Source organism: Kosakonia sp. AG348, from assembly GCF_003337365.1.
Classification (GTDB): domain Bacteria; phylum Pseudomonadota; class Gammaproteobacteria; order Enterobacterales; family Enterobacteriaceae; genus Kosakonia.
In genome coordinates this window covers 427,975-445,417 of sequence record NZ_QPJR01000004.1, presented here as the reverse complement: position 1 = coordinate 445,417, position 17,443 = coordinate 427,975, and the positions used below count along the sequence as shown (strand labels likewise).

General features: G+C 52.8%; 17 protein-coding genes and 1 other annotated feature. Of the genes, 5 read left to right on the top strand and 12 right to left on the bottom strand.

The features are described from left to right. Window positions 1–22 precede the first annotated feature (22 nt). The 11 genes from DFO56_RS12450 to hisL form a co-directional block, all read right to left on the bottom strand. Window positions 23–1,954, bottom strand: coding sequence for an acyltransferase family protein (locus tag DFO56_RS12450; RefSeq protein WP_045510659.1), 1,932 nt, complete (start codon window positions 1,952–1,954; stop codon window positions 23–25). 94 nt (window positions 1,955–2,048) lie between these two features. Continuing rightward, window positions 2,049–3,053: an NAD-dependent epimerase gene (locus tag DFO56_RS12445; RefSeq protein WP_045510656.1), complete on the bottom strand. Its 1,005-nt coding sequence runs from the start codon at window positions 3,051–3,053 to the stop codon at window positions 2,049–2,051. A 135-nt stretch (window positions 3,054–3,188) separates the two neighbouring features. Beyond that, window positions 3,189–3,800, bottom strand: coding sequence for a bifunctional phosphoribosyl-AMP cyclohydrolase/phosphoribosyl-ATP diphosphatase HisIE (gene hisIE / locus DFO56_RS12440; protein WP_045510653.1), 612 nt, complete (start codon window positions 3,798–3,800; stop codon window positions 3,189–3,191). Further along, a complete protein-coding gene (gene hisF, locus DFO56_RS12435) occupies window positions 3,794–4,570 on the bottom strand; it encodes an imidazole glycerol phosphate synthase subunit HisF (protein WP_045510650.1) in 777 nt (258 codons plus the stop codon). Before hisF ends, hisIE begins: the two co-directional genes overlap by 7 nt. Beyond that, a complete protein-coding gene (gene hisA / locus DFO56_RS12430) occupies window positions 4,552–5,289 on the bottom strand; it encodes a 1-(5-phosphoribosyl)-5-[(5-phosphoribosylamino)methylideneamino]imidazole-4-carboxamide isomerase (protein WP_045510647.1) in 738 nt (245 codons plus the stop codon). Before hisA ends, hisF begins: the two co-directional genes overlap by 19 nt. Then, window positions 5,289–5,879, bottom strand: a complete 591-nt coding sequence (gene hisH, locus DFO56_RS12425) for an imidazole glycerol phosphate synthase subunit HisH (protein ID WP_045510644.1) — start codon at window positions 5,877–5,879, stop codon at window positions 5,289–5,291. The genes hisA and hisH overlap by 1 nt, the downstream gene beginning before the upstream one ends. Next, complete coding sequence (gene hisB / locus DFO56_RS12420) at window positions 5,879–6,946, bottom strand: bifunctional histidinol-phosphatase/imidazoleglycerol-phosphate dehydratase HisB (RefSeq protein WP_045510641.1); 1,068 nt, start codon at window positions 6,944–6,946, stop codon at window positions 5,879–5,881. The genes hisH and hisB overlap by 1 nt, the downstream gene beginning before the upstream one ends. After that, the gene (hisC, locus tag DFO56_RS12415) at window positions 6,943–8,004 is read right to left on the bottom strand and encodes a histidinol-phosphate transaminase (protein WP_020454273.1); all 1,062 of its coding nucleotides are present in this window, start codon (window positions 8,002–8,004) and stop codon (window positions 6,943–6,945) included. Before hisC ends, hisB begins: the two co-directional genes overlap by 4 nt. After that, window positions 8,001–9,305 (bottom strand): histidinol dehydrogenase, encoded by a 1,305-nt coding sequence (hisD, locus tag DFO56_RS12410; RefSeq protein WP_045510638.1) that lies wholly within the window; start codon window positions 9,303–9,305, stop codon window positions 8,001–8,003. The genes hisC and hisD overlap by 4 nt, the downstream gene beginning before the upstream one ends. 4 nt (window positions 9,306–9,309) lie before the next feature. Next, window positions 9,310–10,209: an ATP phosphoribosyltransferase gene (gene hisG, locus DFO56_RS12405; protein ID WP_020454271.1), complete on the bottom strand. Its 900-nt coding sequence runs from the start codon at window positions 10,207–10,209 to the stop codon at window positions 9,310–9,312. A 35-nt stretch (window positions 10,210–10,244) separates the two neighbouring features. Beyond that, window positions 10,245–10,367 (bottom strand) — a sequence feature (His leader region). After that, the gene (hisL, locus tag DFO56_RS12400; protein WP_001364200.1) at window positions 10,343–10,393 is read right to left on the bottom strand and encodes a his operon leader peptide; all 51 of its coding nucleotides are present in this window, start codon (window positions 10,391–10,393) and stop codon (window positions 10,343–10,345) included. It overlaps the preceding feature by 25 nt. A 175-nt stretch (window positions 10,394–10,568) precedes the next feature. Between hisL and DFO56_RS12395 the strand changes: the two genes are divergently transcribed. The 4 genes from DFO56_RS12395 (at window position 10,569) to tsuB (ending at window position 14,563) form a co-directional block, all read left to right on the top strand. Then, a complete protein-coding gene (locus tag DFO56_RS12395; RefSeq protein ID WP_045510635.1) occupies window positions 10,569–11,396 on the top strand; it encodes an SDR family oxidoreductase in 828 nt (275 codons plus the stop codon). 339 nt (window positions 11,397–11,735) lie between these two features. Beyond that, window positions 11,736–13,097 carry an APC family permease gene (locus DFO56_RS12390; protein WP_045510632.1) on the top strand — a complete coding sequence of 454 codons (1,362 nt, stop codon included), beginning with the start codon at window positions 11,736–11,738 and terminating at the stop codon, window positions 13,095–13,097. 167 nt (window positions 13,098–13,264) lie between these two features. Next, complete coding sequence (gene tsuA / locus DFO56_RS12385) at window positions 13,265–14,320, top strand: thiosulfate utilization transporter TsuA/YeeE (protein ID WP_045510820.1); 1,056 nt, start codon at window positions 13,265–13,267, stop codon at window positions 14,318–14,320. 15 nt (window positions 14,321–14,335) lie between these two features. Continuing rightward, window positions 14,336–14,563, top strand: coding sequence for a thiosulfate utilization sulfurtransferase TsuB/YeeD (gene tsuB, locus DFO56_RS12380; RefSeq protein WP_020454267.1), 228 nt, complete (start codon window positions 14,336–14,338; stop codon window positions 14,561–14,563). 32 nt (window positions 14,564–14,595) lie between these two features. Here the strand turns inward: tsuB and sbcB are convergent, their stop codons facing one another. Further along, the gene (gene sbcB / locus DFO56_RS12375; protein ID WP_045510629.1) at window positions 14,596–16,020 is read right to left on the bottom strand and encodes an exodeoxyribonuclease I; all 1,425 of its coding nucleotides are present in this window, start codon (window positions 16,018–16,020) and stop codon (window positions 14,596–14,598) included. 210 nt (window positions 16,021–16,230) lie between these two features. Here sbcB and dacD point away from each other — a divergent pair, with 210 nt between their 5' ends. Continuing rightward, entirely contained in the window at window positions 16,231–17,391 is a 1,161-nt protein-coding gene (gene dacD / locus DFO56_RS12370) for a serine-type D-Ala-D-Ala carboxypeptidase DacD (RefSeq protein ID WP_045510626.1), read from the top strand. Window positions 17,392–17,443: the final 52 nt, after the last annotated feature.

Below are 17,443 nucleotides of genomic sequence, written 5' to 3'. Positions count from 1 at the left end.
AGATGTGTCTTCTTTATGCCTTTTATCTTAACCCATCAAATACGATACGTTTATTTTTCTCAATAAGATACTTCGAACCTGCTTCTGATAAATGCCCCCAATCCATAGTGGTAATATTTATAGCGCCCGGGGCTGTTCTTACTAGGCATCCCTCAGTGTTACACAAACTCTCTACCGAGGAAATATAATCTACATTTTCATTAATCATTGCTTCTTTGATTATTCTATCGAAGGAAAAAATATCATACAGGAGTCCATTTTTCATATACTCCGGTGGTAATGTCTTATTAGCATCATAGTAATGTATGATCTGCCGAATCAGGCCTTCATTCCATTCTGGGAAAGGACCGAAGATGACAATACGAGAATTTGGTGAAACATGTTTGATGCTTGAAATCGTGATATGCAATTGTTTTATCGTCCATGGCATATCCGATGAGCCGTTAGTGCCATGTGCCATCCAGGCAATTACAACAACTTTAGGTTGTACCATTTGAACGAAGCTGAGCCTATCATTGTTAGCTTTCAGGAGATCTTTTCCCGAATCAGTTCGTCTTCCTTTCACAAAAAATGGTGGCCCGTTACCATCAGTTGATTGACTGATATTTGCTTGATATCCCTCTTTTTCGATTACATATTTGATGCCAGGATAAAGCGATGCAGAATAGGAGTCACCCCATATAAAAATCTGGTTACGGTTTTTAGATATACATCCATTTTTAACCGCAATATCAGGTTCTACCGTATGACATACATCTTTGCGGATGCTTTTTTGGAAATGAAAATAGTCATAAGGATCTGTTATTGAAGTGAATGTTTGATAATCATGAGTTGCGTTATTTACTGACCGTGAGGATATTCCATCAAAACAATATGTTACAAAACCTATAATGCCCATAAAAAAAGTACTAAATAGCAGTATTATCGATATTAGCGTTTTTTGGGCGCTTTTTCGCAATGGTGTTTCAATATATTTATAAATTAAATACGCTACTACCAAGCATGATGTCATTAGGACAATCTTAAGCGTGGTACTTGGCTCATGACCTAAAATAATTCTTGTTCCTGAGTAAAATGACCAATGCACCATATATAGCGGATAACTAATTAACCCGATTGAAAGCAAAGGTTTCCATGTTAGTATTTTATTAAAACCACTTTTCTCGCCGTAAATGACCATTCCAGTGCCTAAAACGGGTAATAGTGCTACAATACCAGGGAATGGCATACTGCTGTTAATTGTAAAAAAACCACATATCAAGAAAATAAAACCTACCGTAGATATTATTTTGTGGCTCATTTTATTTTTGGCTGTTTTTTTTTCTCCTTGTGAAGCAATCATAGCTCCGAACATCAACTCCCAAGCTCTGGAAAAAGGTGAATAATAATTACTACCAGTGGCGGAATGCATTGTATAAATGCTGAATGCGAGGCTGGCGATAAAAAAAACGGTTCCTGTTACGTATAAGCTTCGTTTCGTTCGTGCAAAGAGAGTGAGAATGATTGGCCATAAAAGATAAAATTGCTCTTCAATACCTAAAGACCAAAGGTGCAGAAGTGGTTTGTAAGTCGCACTGATGTCAAAGTAACCTGTTTCTCGCCAAAGAAGTATGTTAGATAGAAAGAAGGCGCCGCCAAAAATGTGCTTAGCTAGAGATTTAAAATCACCCTGTAAAAACATAAACCAGCCCAAAGTATATATGGCGAAAAGCAAGATAAACAGGGCGGGAAAGATTCTAATTATACGCTTGACATAGAATTTTTTAAAAGAAAAATTTCCATTATCGATCTCTTTTATTATTATGGAAGTAATTAGATAGCCGGAAATAACAAAGAATACGTCCACTCCGATAAAACCACCAGGCATAACCTGAGGGAAGTAATGGAAAACAAATACCGAAAGCACTGCAATGGCTCGAAGTCCATCAATATCAGGTCTATATTTTATAAGCATAAAATTAAATAACTAAACCTTCGTTTAATAATACCCACCTTAACATACAGGTGGGTGTATATGGTGAATATTAGGATTGGATATAGTTAGTGTTTTAAACGTTATAAAACGCTCTGTACCAGTCAACAAAGCGCTTCACACCATCTTTGACTGAAGTCTGGGGCTTAAAGCCTGTCACCTCATACAGCGGCTGGGTGTCTGCGCTCGTTTCCAGCACATCACCTGGCTGAATCGGCATCATGTTTTTCTGCGCTTCAATACCCAATGCTTCTTCCAGTGCCGTGATGTAATCCATCAGCTCGACCGGAGAGCTGTTGCCAATGTTATAAACATGGTAAGGCGCAGAGCTGGTTGCCGGTGACCCGCTTTCAACTGTCCAGGTTGCATCCGGCTGCGGGATCACATCCTGCATACGGATAATCGCTTCCACAATATCGTCAATGTAGGTGAAGTCGCGCTTCATCTTGCCATAGTTGTAAACGTCAATGCTCTTGCCTTCCAGCATCGCTTTCGTGAACTTAAAGAGCGCCATGTCCGGGCGTCCCCAGGGGCCATAAACCGTAAAGAAACGCAGGCCGGTCGTTGGCAGACCATACAGATGCGAATAGGTGTGCGACATCAGTTCATTGGCTTTTTTCGTTGCCGCGTAGAGTGATACCGGGTGGTCAACTGAATCATCAGTGGAGAACGGCATCTTACGGTTTAACCCGTAAACGGAGCTGGAGGACGCATACAGCAGATGCTGCACTTTATGATGACGGCAGCCTTCAAGTACGTTCAGATGTCCAATCAGATTAGATTCTGCGTAAACGTGCGGGTTTTCCAGCGAGTAACGGACACCTGCTTGTGCAGCGAGATGAATAACGCGGTCGAATTTTTCACGCGCAAACAGCTGCGCCATCCCTTCGCGGTCAGCGAGATCGATTTTATGAAAGTGGAAATCGGGAGAGGCCAGTAAATCCAGGCGCGCTTGCTTCAGACTGACATCGTAGTAATCATTCAGGTTATCAATACCCACAACCTGGTGGCCCGCTTTCAGCAAACGTTCACTGACGTGATAGCCGATAAACCCGGCAGCGCCGGTGACCAGAAATTTCATCTTCAACCTCAATGTTTGATATGCACAACTTGTGATGCGAAAAACTGTGGTGGGATGATACCTGCTGTGGGAAATAATGGTAACTGCTTTATCAGCGATAAATAAGAGGGAGCGTGATAGCTCCCCATGTATAGCTTATTTATGCCGCTTGCGTAAATTCTCAATCACGGTCGTTAAATCAAGCTGCTGATCCTGCAACAGCACCAGCAGGTGATACATCAGGTCAGAGGCTTCGTTAGTCAGCTCTTCGCGGTCGTTCACGGTTGCCGCCAGTGCCGTTTCTACTCCTTCTTCGCCCACTTTCTGCGCGATACGTTTAGTACCGCTGGCGTAAAGTTTGGCGGTGTAAGAACTTGCCGGGTCGGCCGTCTTACGCGCGGCGATCAACTCTTCTAACTGGTAGAGGAACAACCACTGGTGGCTGGTATCGCCAAAGCAGCTGGATGTTCCCGTGTGGCAGGTTGGGCCGATTGGGTTAACCAGGACCAGCAATGTGTCGTTGTCGCAATCAGGCGCTATCTTCACTACGTTAAGGAAATGGCCCGAGGTTTCACCTTTGGTCCATAAACGCCCTTTAGTGCGGGAGAAAAAAGTCACTTTGCCGCTTTCCTGCGTTTTAGCCAGCGCCGCTTTGTTCATGTAACCCAGCATCAGCACTTCGCCGGAAACCGCATGTTGCACCACGGCGGGCAGCAGTCCGTCGGTTTTTTCCCAGTCCAGTTGGGCCAGTTGTTGCTCTGTTAACATACCCTGATCTCCACGCCCTGGTCTGCCAGGTACGTTTTTAATTCACCAATATTGATAATCTGCTTGTGAAACACTGAAGCTGCCAGCGCGCCGTCAACGTTCGCATCGCGGAAGGCTTCCAGAAAATGTTCCATGGTGCCCGCGCCACCAGAAGCAATCAGCGGTACGTGGCACACCGCGCGCACTTTCTTCAGTTGTTCAAGGTCATAGCCATTGCGCACGCCATCCTGGTTCATCATGTTCAGCACGATCTCCCCGGCGCCGCGCTTTTGCACTTCCTGCACCCAGTCCAGCGTTTCCCATTGCGTGACCCGGGTCCGGCTCTCATCACCGGTGTACTGATTAACGTGATATTTGCCCGTTTCGGCGTTAAACCAGGTGTCAATACCGACCACAATGCACTGTACGCCAAAGCGATCGGCCAGCCGTGTGATTAATTCCGGATCGGCCAGTGCAGGGGAGTTAATCGAAATTTTATCTGCGCCGAACGAGAGAATTTTCGCCGCATCGTCAGCAGACTTAATCCCACCTGCCACACAGAAAGGAATATCAATCACTTCCGCCACGCGTGATACCCAGCTCTTATCCACTACGCGGCCATCGCTTGAGGCGGTGATATCGTAGAACACCAGCTCGTCCGCGCCTTCTTCGGCGTAGCGTTTTGCCAGTGGCACAATGTCGCCAATAATTTCGTGATTACGAAACTGTACGCCTTTCACCACCTGGCCATCACGCACGTCAAGACAAGGGATTATCCGTTTTGCCAGCATTGAATGGCCTCCTTCACCGTGAATTTACCTTCCAGCAGCGCCCGTCCGACAATCACGCCGCGCACGCCAGTACCGCGCAGGGCGGCAATATCATTTAAACCGCCAATACCGCCGGAAGACTGAAACGCTACCTGCGGCCAGCGAGCGCAAATCTCTTCATACAACGCAACGTTCGAGCCCGCGAGCGTGCCGTCTCGCGAGATGTCGGTGCACAATACATGCTTCAGCCCAACAGCAAGATAGGTTTCCACCAGCGCTTCCAGCGTCACACCGGAGTTCTCCTGCCAGCCGCTCACCGCGACCTGCTTAGTGCCTCGTTCATCAATGCGCACATCCAGCGCCAGCACCAGCTTGTCTGCGCCAAAACGTGCAAACCAGCCTTTCACTACCTCAGGCGATTTTACCGCCGTCGAGCCGATGACCACGCGGGCAACACCGGCCGAGAGCAGGGCGGCGACGTCCTCTTCCGTGCGTACACCGCCGCCCACCTGTACCGGAACGTTCGCCCCGGCAACCAGCGTTTTCAGCAACGGGATCTGGCGTTTCGCCGGATCTTTCGCACCGGTTAAATCGACGAGGTGCAGCACCTGCGCGCCCTGAGCGGCGTAATCCTGCAAGCGTGGCAGCGGGTCGTTGCCATAATCGCGCTGCTGCGCGTAGTCGCCCTGATGAAGACGTACGACGGTGCCGTCAATTAAATCTAAAGCCGGAATAATCATCACATCTCCAGGAAGTTTTTCAGCAGTTGCGCACCTGCGCGGCCGGAACGTTCCGGGTGAAACTGCACACCGTAAAAATTGTCTTTCTGCACCGCAGCGGTAAACGGCTCGCCGTAATCGCAGCGGGCAATGGTGTACTCATTCACCGGCATGGCGTAGCTGTGCACAAAGTAGAAATAAGCGCCATCCTCGATGCCCTGGAACAGACGGTTGCCGGCTTTTGCGTAAACCTGGTTCCAGCCCATATGCGGCAGCGGCAGGCCAGCGTCTTTCATCTTCGGCACATCCTGTTCAATGATGCCCAACAAATCGACGCCGTGGGTCTCTTCGCTAAAGCGCCCAAGCAGTTGCATTCCCAGGCAGATGCCGAGCACCGGCTGCGTACAGGCTTTCACCAGTTCGATCAGGTCTCGCTCGCGCAGCTGATCCATCGCCGCCTGCGCGGTTCCGACACCGGGTAAAAACAGTTTGTCTGCGCGCAGCACCACATCCGGGTCGCGGCTGACTTGCGGCTCGTAACCGTGGCGCGAGACGGCGGATTTCACCGAGTTCAGATTGGCGCAGCCGGTATCGAGGATCACCACATTCATCACAGCACTCCTTTTGATGAGGGGAGCGTATCGCCTTCCACGCGGATCGCCTGGCGCAGCGTGCGGCCAAATGCTTTAAATAAACTTTCCACGCGGTGGTGGTCGTTTTTGCCTTTGGTTTTGAGATGCAGCGTCACCGCCATGGTGTAAGAGAGCGAGCGGAAGAAGTGCTCGACCATTTCGGTGCTCAAATCGCCCACGCGCTGGTAGGCAAATTCAGCTTTATATTCGAGGTGCGGACGGCCGGAGATGTCCAGCGCACAGCGAGCCAGACATTCGTCCATCGGCAACACAAAGCCAAAACGGTTGATACCACGTTTGTCGCCGAGCGCCAGTTTTAGCGCTTCACCCAGCGCCAGCCCGGTATCTTCGACCGTGTGGTGATCGTCAATATAGAGATCGCCTTTCACCACAATTTCCATCCGAAAACCGCCATGTGTCGCAATCTGATCAAGCATATGGTCGAAGAAACCGACGCCGGTGTGGATCTTGCTACCGCCTTCGCGATCCAGCCACACTTTGACATCAATCTGTGTCTCACGGGTGTTGCGTTCAACGTGCGCATAACGGTCGCGGCGCGTCAGTTGCTCACCAATCATCGCCCAGTTCAGCGTTTCAGGGTTGTATCGCAAACCGCCAATCGACATGTTGTTCGCCAGCTCAATGTCAGTAGCGCGATCGCCAATCACATAGCTGTTCATGCGATCGAGCGCGTCCTCCGCCAGCCAGCGTTCCACCAGTTTCACTTTCGGCTTACGGCAGTCGCACTCATCATCTGCAAAATGCGGGCAAATCAGCACCTCTTCAAACGCAATACCCTGCGAAGTAAAGATCTGCATCATCAGGTTGTGCGGGCCATCAAAATCCGCCTGCGGGAAACTGCTGGTGCCCAGACCGTCCTGGTTGGTGATCATCACCAGTTTGTAGCCCGCTTTTTGCAGTTTCAGCAGTACCGGGATCACATTTGGCTCAAAGGCCAGCTTGTCGAATTTATCCACCTGATAATCGGTAGGCGGCTCGGTAATCAGGGTTCCGTCACGGTCAATAAACAGGTACTTCTGGCTCATACTGGCTCCGCACGTAAGGCGTCAATGACGCGCTGGCTCTCTGCACGGGTGCCAATGGTGATACGCAGGCAGCCGCTTAAAGAAGGTTGTTTGTTCTGGTCTCTCAGGATAATGCCTTGATCCCACAAAGATTTAAACACTGCGCTGGAAGCGGTCAGGCGCACAAGAATATAGTTGGTCTCTGAGTCAAACACCTGCTCCACACAGGGAATATCCCGTAGCGCGGTAACCAGATACTGGCGTTCAACCAGAATCTGCGCCACCCGCTCGCGCATCGCGACAATCCCCTGCGGGCTGAGCGCTTGCGCGGCAATATCCGCCACCGGCGTGGAGAGCGGGTAGGGGGCAATCACTTTTAACAGCAGCGCGATAACGTCTTCATTAGCAAGGGTAAAACCGCAACGCAGTCCAGCCAGCGCAAACGCTTTAGAAAGCGTACGCAGTACCACCAGATTCGGGTATTCACTGAGCCAGCCCGCCAGCGTGGCCTGCGGGCAAAACTCAATATACGCTTCATCCGCCACAACAATGGCTTTGCCGCGCGTCATTTCGAGCAAGACGCGGAAATCTTGCGGATTGATAATCTGCCCGGTGGGGTTATTCGGGCTGCAAACATAAATAATTTTGACGCCATCCAGTTTGTCGGCGATACCTTGCAGATCCAGTTGCCAGTCAGCAAGAGCCGGAACGGTACGGTATTCCACACCCAGCGTTTCGGCGCTGACGCTGTACATGCCGTAGGTCGGCGGGCAGAACAGTACCGCGTCTTTACCCGGTTCACAAAACGCGCGGATTAGCAGTTCAATCCCTTCATCTGCGCCACGACTGACCAGCACTTGCTCCGGTTTTACGCCCGCATACTGCGCATAACTTTCGATAACCGCTTTCGGCTGGCACTCCGGGTAACGATTTAATGTTTGCTGTGTCAGTTCAAAAGGAACCGCTGTCGGGAACTCATTGGCATTCAGCCAGACGTCACCTTTACCGCCAAGACGGCGAGCCGACTGATAGGGCGTCAGTTCGCGCACGTTTTTACGCGCCAGTTCTTCAATGCTCATGCTTGCTCCTTTAATGCGTTAACGCGCAACGTGACGGCGTTTTTGTGAGCGGTCAGGCGTTCTGCCGCCGCCAGCGTTTCAATGGTGCTGGCAAGCTGCGCAAAACCTTCCCGGGAGAGTTCCTGCACCGTCATACGTTTCTGGAAATCGGCCAGACCCAGGCTGGAACAGGTGGCGGTATACCCGTAAGTTGGCAGCACGTGGTTGGTGCCGGAGGCGTAATCGCCTGCGGATTCCGGCGACCAGTCACCGAGAAACACCGAGCCCGCGCTGGTGATGCTCTCCACCAGCGAACGGGCGTCGCGAGTCTGGATGATCAGGTGCTCCGGCCCGTATTGGTTGGAAATCGCCACGCACTGCGCTAAGTCGCGCGCCACAATCAGGCGGCTGGCAGAGAGTGCCTGGCGAGCGGTTTCGGCGCGAGGCAGCTCCGCAAGCTGGCGTTCAACCGCCTCGGCTACACGGGTGGCCATTTCGCTGTCCGGCGTCAGCAGGATCACCTGCGAGTCCGGGCCGTGTTCCGCCTGCGAAAGCAGATCGGAGGCGACAAAATCTGGCGTTGCGCCGCTGTCGGCAATCACCAGCACTTCAGAAGGACCGGCGGGCATGTCAATCGCCGCACCGTCCAGACGCTGGCTGACCTGGCGTTTGGCTTCGGTCACAAAGGCATTTCCTGGGCCAAAAATTTTATCGACCTTCGCGATCGATTCGGTGCCAAAGGCCAGCGCGGCAATCGCCTGCGCGCCACCCACTTTAAAGATCGCCTGCACGCCGCACAGCTTAGCAGCATAGAGAATTTCATCGGCAATCGGCGGTGGTGAGCAGAGCACCACTTTCTGGCAACCGGCAATACGCGCCGGTGTGGCCAGCATTAATACGGTTGAAAATAGCGGCGCGGAGCCACCGGGAATATACAGGCCAACCGAGGCGATAGGGCGGGTAACCTGTTGGCAGCGCACGCCTGGCAGGGTTTCAACATCCACCGTTTGCAGCTTTTGCGCGGTGTGGAAGGTATCAATATTTTTCACCGCCACGGCCATCGCTTGCTTGATATCGTCACCCAGGCGCGCGCTGGCATCAGCGATTTCCTGTTCGGTGACTTTCAGCGCGTCGACCTGAGTCTTGTCGAACCTGGCGCTGTATTCACGCAGGGCGTCATCCCCGCGCGCTTTCACGTTATCCAGAATCTCAACCACGGTACGCGTGATGCTATCAGAAGCAGAGATCGCCGGGCGCATCAGCAAGTCGCGTTGCTGCGCTTCACTACAGCTATTCCAGTCGATTACGGTATTGAAGCTCATGGCATTACTCCATCATCTTCTCAATCGGCAGCACCAGAATGGAACTTGCTCCCAGCGCCTTCAGTTTTTCCATGGTTTCCCAGAACAGGGTTTCGCTGCTGACCATGTGCATTGCCACACGCTGTTGATCGCCCGCCAGCGGCAGAATGGTGGGGCGTTCAGCGCCAGGCAGCAGGGCAACGACCTCTTCCAGACGCTCGCTTGGCGCGTGCATCATGATGTATTTCGATTCGCGCGCCTGGATAACACCCTGAATACGGGTCAGCAGTTTGTCGATAAGTTGCTGTTTGGCGTCGGTCATTTCACCGTCGCGCTGGATCAGGCAGGCTTTGGAGCGGTAAATCACTTCCACTTCGCGCAGGCCATTAGCTTCGAGTGTCGCGCCGGTCGAAACCAGATCGCAAATCGCATCCGCCAGACCTGCACGCGGGGCGACTTCAACAGAACCATTTAACAGACAAGATTTAAAAGAGACGCCTTTCTGATCGAGATAGCGTTTTAACAGGTGCGGATAAGAGGTGGCGATACGTTTACCATCCAGCGCTTGCGGCCCGCTCCAGCTTTCATCCACTGGCGTTGCCAGCGACAGGCGGCAGCCGCCGAAATCGAGGCGACGCAGGGTGAAATAGCGCGGATCTTCACCCTGCGCGCGGCGGGTCAGCAACTCTTCTTCCAGCACGTTTTCCCCGATGATGCCCAAATCAACGACACCGTCCATCACAAGGCCCGGAATGTCATCATCGCGTACGCGCAGAATATCAATCGGCATATTTTCCGCCAGGGCGATCAGGCGCTGGGTGTGCAGGTTAATTTTAATCCCGCAGCGGGCCAGTAGTTCGCGTGAATCATCGCTCAGGCGGCCGGATTTCTGAATAGCTATGCGTAAACGCGAGTTGTCTAACATTCTGTTGTCCTCTTTTATCCTGCTGAATTTGGTTCAAAAAAAAGCCCCCGGAAGAAGATCTTCCGGGGGCTTTCTCTGCGTTCATGCACCACTGGAAGATCCAAACGTCTTCCAGCACACATCGCCTGAAAGACTAGTCAGGATGATGGTGATGATGGTGGTGTTTAAATTGAACGCGGGTCATAAAATTCTCGATGAATGTTTATTCATAAGTTGTCAGTTAACGTAAACCACTTTGGTCGCCGAAGGCAAGGGCTTTTTTTTATCATTAAATCATTTCATATTCGTTGTATGAATTGTCAGTTATCACTGGCTGGCGTAGCCTTAAACAGGTGGAAGCGAGAGTGCAGGGGAGAGGCATGAAAAAGGTCGCGATTATCGGATTAGGATGGCTGGGAATGCCGCTGGCACTGTCATTAACAGCGCGAGGCTGGCAAGTTACCGGCAGTAAAACCAGCCAGGATGGCGTCGAGGCGGCGCGTATGTGCGGCATCGAAAGTTATGTGCTCAACCTTGAACCAGAATTAGTCTGCGAATCGGCGGATCTGGATGCGCTGATGCAGGTCGATGCGTTAGTTATCACCCTCCCGGCGCGCCGCAGCGGCCCCGGCGAAGAGTTCTATCTGCAAGCGATGCAGGAGATTGTCGACAGCGCGCTGGCTTATCGCATACCGCGTATTATTTTTACCAGTTCCACCTCTGTTTATGGCGATGCGCCCGGTGTCATCAAAGAAACCACGCCGCGCCAGCCTGTTACCGCAAGCGGACGGGTGCTGAAAGAGCTGGAAGATTGGCTGCATAATTTGCCTGGCACATCGGTGGATATTTTACGCCTGGCAGGGCTGGTGGGACCGGCGCGCCATCCGGGGCGCTTTCTGGCCGGAAAAACCGCGCCTAACGGCCAGCACGGCGTTAATCTGGTGCATCTCGAAGATGTTATCGCCGCGATTACCTTGTTGCTGCAGGCACCGAAAGGCGGACACATCTATAATCTTTGCGCGCCGGGACATCCGTCGCGCGAAAGTTTCTACACGGCAATGGCGCGACAGCTTGGCCTTACGCCGCCCACCTTCACTGCGTCGCGCAGCGATGATGAGAAGGGAAAAATCATAGACGGCAGCCGTATTTGCAATGAACTGGGCTTTGACTATCTTTATCCGGATCCGGCTCAGATGCCGCTGGCGTAATTTTTTTAGCAATTAGTGCTATTAAAATGTTTAATAATTCAGCGATAGCCTAAAATTCAAGCATTTAGTTGCATAAACAGTGCAGGGTAGGCCTTACCGTATTGTCATCCTGCTTCAGGATGGTGCAAAATACGCCGCTGCAAAAAAATGAAGAGACTAGCCGACGTTAATCCGTCGGTTATTTTTTTTGCAGGCACAAACGTCATTCAATAAAAGAGGCCGGGCTTCGTACCGGATAGATACACATTTAAAAACCGACAGTCGTTGTCGCTGAGGAAATAACACAAATGGGGCAATTTTTTGCTTTTGCGCCGGCACTCGCCGTACAGGAGAATCGCCATGACGCATAACGTTACTCCAAAAACCTCTCGCGTGGAATTACGTAAGACGCTTACGTTGATTCCGGTTGTAATGATGGGCCTGGCCTATATGCAGCCAATGACGCTGTTCGATACGTTTGGTATCGTCTCTGGCCTGACCGATGGCCACGTGGCAACCGCGTATGCCTTTGCGTTGGTCGCTATCCTCTTTACTGCGCTGAGCTACGGTAAGCTGGTACGCCGCTTCCCGTCTGCTGGCTCTGCGTATACCTACGCTCAGAAATCCATCTCCCCGGCCGTCGGCTTTATGGTGGGCTGGTCATCGCTGCTGGACTATCTGTTCATGCCGATGATCAACATTCTGCTGGCGAAAATTTACTTTGAAGCGCTGGTGCCTTCGGTGCCGTCGTGGATTTTCGTGGTGGCGCTGGTGGCCTTTATGACGGTCTCCAACCTGCGCAGCATCAAAACCGTGGCGAACTTCAACACCCTGATCGTTATCCTGCAAATGGGGATTGTCGCCGTCATCGTTGGTTTGATCATCTACGGTGTTTCCCACGGCGAAGGTGCTGGCACGCTGGTAAGTTCCCGCCCGTTCTGGTCTGAAGGCGCCCATGTCGTGCCGATGATCACTGGCGCGACTATCCTGTGCTTCTCGTTCCTCGGCTTTGACGGTATCTCTTCTCTTTCCGAAGAGACCAAAGATGCTGAGCGCGTGATCCCGCGCGCCATCTTCCTGACTGCGCTGATCGGCGGCATGGTATTTATCGGGGCCTCTTACTTCCTGCAACTTTACTTCCCGGACATCTCCCGCTTTAAAGAGCCGGATGCTTCTCAGCCGGAAATCATGCTGTACGTTGCGGGTAAAACATTCCAGTGGGGCGTGCTGATTTTCTCCAGCGTGACCGTGCTGGCGTCCGGTATGGCCGCGCATGCGGGCGTTTCCCGTCTGATGTACGTGATGGGACGCGATGGCGTATTCCCGACCCGTTTCTTCGGTTATATCCATCCGAAATGGCGCACTCCGGCGTGGAACGTGCTGCTGGTTGGCGCAATTGCGCTGCTGGCGATCCGTTTTGACCTGGTCACGGCCACGGCGTTGATTAACTTTGGTGCGCTGGTGGCGTTCACCTTCGTTAACTTGTCGGTGATCTCCCAGTTCTGGATCCGCGAAAAACGCAACAAGACGCTGAAAGACCATTTCAACTATCTGCTGCTGCCAGTGTGCGGTGCGCTGACGGTTGGCGCTCTTTGGATCAACCTTGAGCAAAGCTCGATGATCCTGGGGCTTATCTGGGGCGGTATCGGCCTGGTTTACCTGGCGTGTGTGACGCGCAGCTTCCGCAATCCAGTCCCGCAGTACGAAGATATCGCGCAGTAAATTTTCTTCTGCATATCTACTCAGCCGGAGCCTTGTCTCCGGCTTTTTTATATCTGTTACCTCCCTATTAATAACCCGGCGAACTAAGTTAGATAATTTCGTTATTGGTTCCGTCTATGCTGCGCGTGGAAAATTCACGATCTGGTTTTTCTGACGTAGCTACCGTTATGTTTTCAATGATATTGAGTGGATTGATTTGCGGCGCACTGCTGGGGTTTGTGATGCAGCGCGGGCGCTTCTGCCTGACCGGCGGATTTCGCGATATGTATATCGCCAAAAATAACCGGATGTTTTATGCCCTGTTGATTGCCATCGCCATTCAAAGCGTGGGTGTCTTTGCCTTAATCCAGAGCGGAGTGCTGCAATACAATGCCGGGACGTTCCCGTGGCTTGGCACTGTTGTTGGCGGGTACATTTTCGGACTGGGGATTGTCTATGCTGGCGGTTGCGCGACAGGCACCTGGTACCGTGCAGGGGAAGGGCTGATCGGGAGCTGGATTGCGCTGTTTACCTATATGGTGATGAGCGCGGTTATGCGATCCCCACATGCTGACGGCATCAATGGGTTGCTGAAAACCTACAGCACCGAACATAACTCGATTGCCGAAACCTTCGGTGTCTCTGTCTGGCCCTTTATCGCCCTGCTGCTTGCCGTCACGCTGTGGGCGGTCGCCAGAGAGCTGCGTAAGCCGAAGCTGAAGATTGCGTCATTACCGCCGCGTCGCACCGGGCTTGCGCACCTGCTGTTTGAAAAGCGCTGGCATCCTTTTGTCACTGCGGTACTTATCGGTCTTATCGCACTGCTGGCCTGGCCGCTCAGTGAAGCGACTGGTCGCATGTTTGGCCTCGGCATTACCTCACCCACCGCCAACATTTTGCAGTTCCTGGTGGCGGGGCAGAGTAAGTTCCTCAACTGGGGCGTCTTCCTGGTGCTGGGGATTTTTCTGGGGTCGTTTATTGCCGCGAAAGCCAGCCGCGAGTTTCGCGTACGGGCGGCGGATGCGCAAACCACGCTGCGCAGCGGGTTTGGTGGCCTGCTGATGGGCGTGGGAGCCAGTATGGCTGGCGGTTGTTCGATTGGTAATGGTCTGGTAATGACCGCGATGATGACCTGGCAGGGCTGGGTCGGGCTGGTATTTATGATCCTTGGCGTATGGACGGCGTCATGGTTTTTATATGTCCGTCCGCAGCGCAAAGCGAAACTGGCGGCGGCTGCGGCTTAACTTACAGGAGCTGTTATGGCTGTAAAAAAACTGGACGTGGTAACGCAGGTTTGCCCGTTTCCTCTGATAGAAGCAAAAGCGGCGCTGGCGGAGATGGCCCGCGGCGATGAATTGATTATTGAGTTCGACTGCACCCAGGCGACGGAAGCTATCCCACAATGGGCGGCGGAAGAAGGCCACACCATTACGGATTACCAACAGGTCGGCGACGCCGCCTGGAGTATTACCGTGCAGAAGGCGTAAGCCGATGCCCTCCCGTTAACGGGAGGGCACTCTCAGACAATCTCTTCGGCGTACTGCCACAGCGCTTTCAACAGCGCCTGCTTTTCACTATCGCCTTCATATTGCTGGAACAACGCCTGCAACGTTTCGGCGTATTGCTGCAAAAACTCAGGAGTGAAGACATTGCGGCGATGCGTAAGCCAGCGCTGCTGTTCGTGCTCATCCAGCGTGCCGGGGAAGTTACGCGCCCGGTAGTTAAACAGCAGTTTTTCAATGCGCGCATCGGCAAAGGTGATGTCCAGCGCGGGCAGGTTGCGCGGCTCGGTTTCCAGCAAAATTTTCATCGCAGCGCGGTCGGCATCGCTGAAAAAGCCGTTGTAGATTTGTGCGTCCACGTTCTCAGAAGGGACAAACGGTTCCGCCTCGGCGAAAATCGCCAGCACTTTCTCGCGCACCTGCGGGTTATCGCGCAGAATTTGCAGATTATCCAGGCACTGCTGGCGGTTAATGCCCAGCCGCCCGGCGTCCTGCGGGCGCAGCGTATTGGCCTGCGCCAGGATCGGGCACTTATTCAGATGCACCAGTTTCACGGGCACCGCCGCGCTATCGCCGAGTTCTGCTTTCGGTGTATACAGCCTTTCGCGCAGCGCATCGGTATCCAGTTCCAGCAGCGGCGACATGTCTCCCGCCAGATCTGCCATAATCACCGCGTTGCGGTTTTCCGGGTGCCAGGCCAGAGGTGCCACCCAACTGGTGTTACCGCGCCAGGCACCAAACATCCCGGAGACATGCACCAGCGGTTTCATTTGCGGCACATCGATCAGCGTTGCCAGCTTCTGCTTGTGACGATGGCTGAACAGGTAGTCGAACAGCTTCGGCTGCTTCGCTTTCACCAGTTGCGCCATGGCGATAGTGGCGTAAACATCCGCCATTGCATCGTGGGCGTTGGCATGTTCAATGCCGTTGGCTTTTGTCAGGTGCTCAAGGCGGAAACTGGGCAGACCGTCTTCATTTTCCGGCCAGTTAATCCCGTCCGGGCGCAGGGCGTAGCAGGCGCGCATAACGTCCAGCAAATCCCAGCGTGAATTATGGTTTTGCCAGCTCCAGGCGTAAGGATCGTAGAAGTTGCGGTAGAAAATATTGCGCGTCACTTCGTCGTCAAAACGCACATTGTTGTAACCGAGCACACAAGTGTTCGGCACGGTGAACAGATCGTGAATACGTTTGGCGAAAGCCGCTTCGTTCTCGCCTTTGGCGCGGGCAATTTGCGGGGTGATACCGGTTATCAGCACCGCTTCCGGCTGCGGCAGATAGTCGTCCGCCGGTTTGCAATAGAAGACTTCCGGCTCGCCAATAATGTTGAAATCCGCGTCGGTGCGAATCGCGGCGAACTGCGCCGGGCGATCCAGCGCCGGGCTGGTACCGAAAGTTTCGTAATCGTGAAAGAGAAAAGTGGGCGTTGCGGCGGAATCAGACACCAGATGCTCATCCTGTCAGTAAATATGCCCTCTATGGTAAACCATCCCGGCGCGTGTGCCGAAGGAAAACCGGTCATTCTTCCGCAGACCTTCGCAAAAACAGACGTTTAAAATCGATCCATGTCACATTTTTTTGCAATTTAACCAGGTAACGACACACGAAGTTCCGTACAAAGAACGACGATTTTAGATGCCATTGAGGATATTTCATTGAAACGCCGTTTGTTTGTTGCTTCTTTGCTGGCGGTTTGCGTTAACCACGCTTACGCCGACGACTTACCTTTTGCCCCTCAGCCCCCGGCGATTCAGGCGGGCTCCTGGGTATTGATGGACTACACCACCGGGCAAATCTTAACGGCGGGCAATGAACATCAGCAACGTAACCCGGCGAGCCTGACCAAACTGATGACCGGCTATGTGGTTGACCGCGCCATCGATAGCCACCGCATCAGCGCTGATGATGTCGTCACTGTTGGAAAAGATGCCTGGGCAAAAGGAAACCCGGTGTTCGATGGTTCTTCACTGATGTTCCTCAAACCGGGCGATCGCCTGACGGTGCGTGATTTGAGCCGCGGTTTGATTGTTGATTCCGGTAACGATGCCTGCGTGGCGCTGGCAGATCACGTGGCGGGCGGGCAGCCGCAGTTTGTCGCCATGATGAATGATTACGTCCAGAAGCTGAATCTGCGCGATACCCATTTTGAAACCGTACACGGGCTGGATGCGCCGGGTCAGCACAGCTCGGCGTATGACCTGGCGGTGCTCTCGCGCGCCATCATTCATGGCGAGCCGGATTTCTACCATATGTACAGTGAAAAAAGCCTGACGTGGGACGGCATTACCCAGCAAAACCGCAACGGTTTGCTCTGGGATAAGACGCTGAATGTTGATGGGCTGAAAACCGGCCATACGTCTGGCGCAGGTTTTAACCTGATTGCCTCAAGCGTGGACGGAGAACGTCGCCTGATTGCGGTGGTAATGGGCGCCGACAGCCCGAAAGGGCGTGAAGAGCAGGCACGTAAGCTGCTGCACTGGGGCCAGCAGAACTTTAATACCGTGGAAATTTTGCGAAACGGTAAAAAAGTCGGAAGTGAGCGCGTGTGGTACGGCGATAAAGAGCAGGTTGATGTTGGCACCGATCGGGATTACTGGCTGGTGCTGCCGAAAGCGGAACTGCAAAACGTAAAAGCCAAATATGTACTGGACAGCAAGGAGCTGGATGCGCCGCTGGCAGCACATCAGCGTGTGGGGGAAATCCAGCTTTATGACCGCGATAAAGTGATCGCGCACTGGCCGCTGGTCACGCTGGACAGCGTCGGCAAAGGCGGCTTGTTCTCGCGTCTTAGTGATTACCTCCACCACAAAGGCTGACACCGTCAGGCGTTGGCTGGAAGGCATGCGAAGTTGCTCGCATAATTGAGCG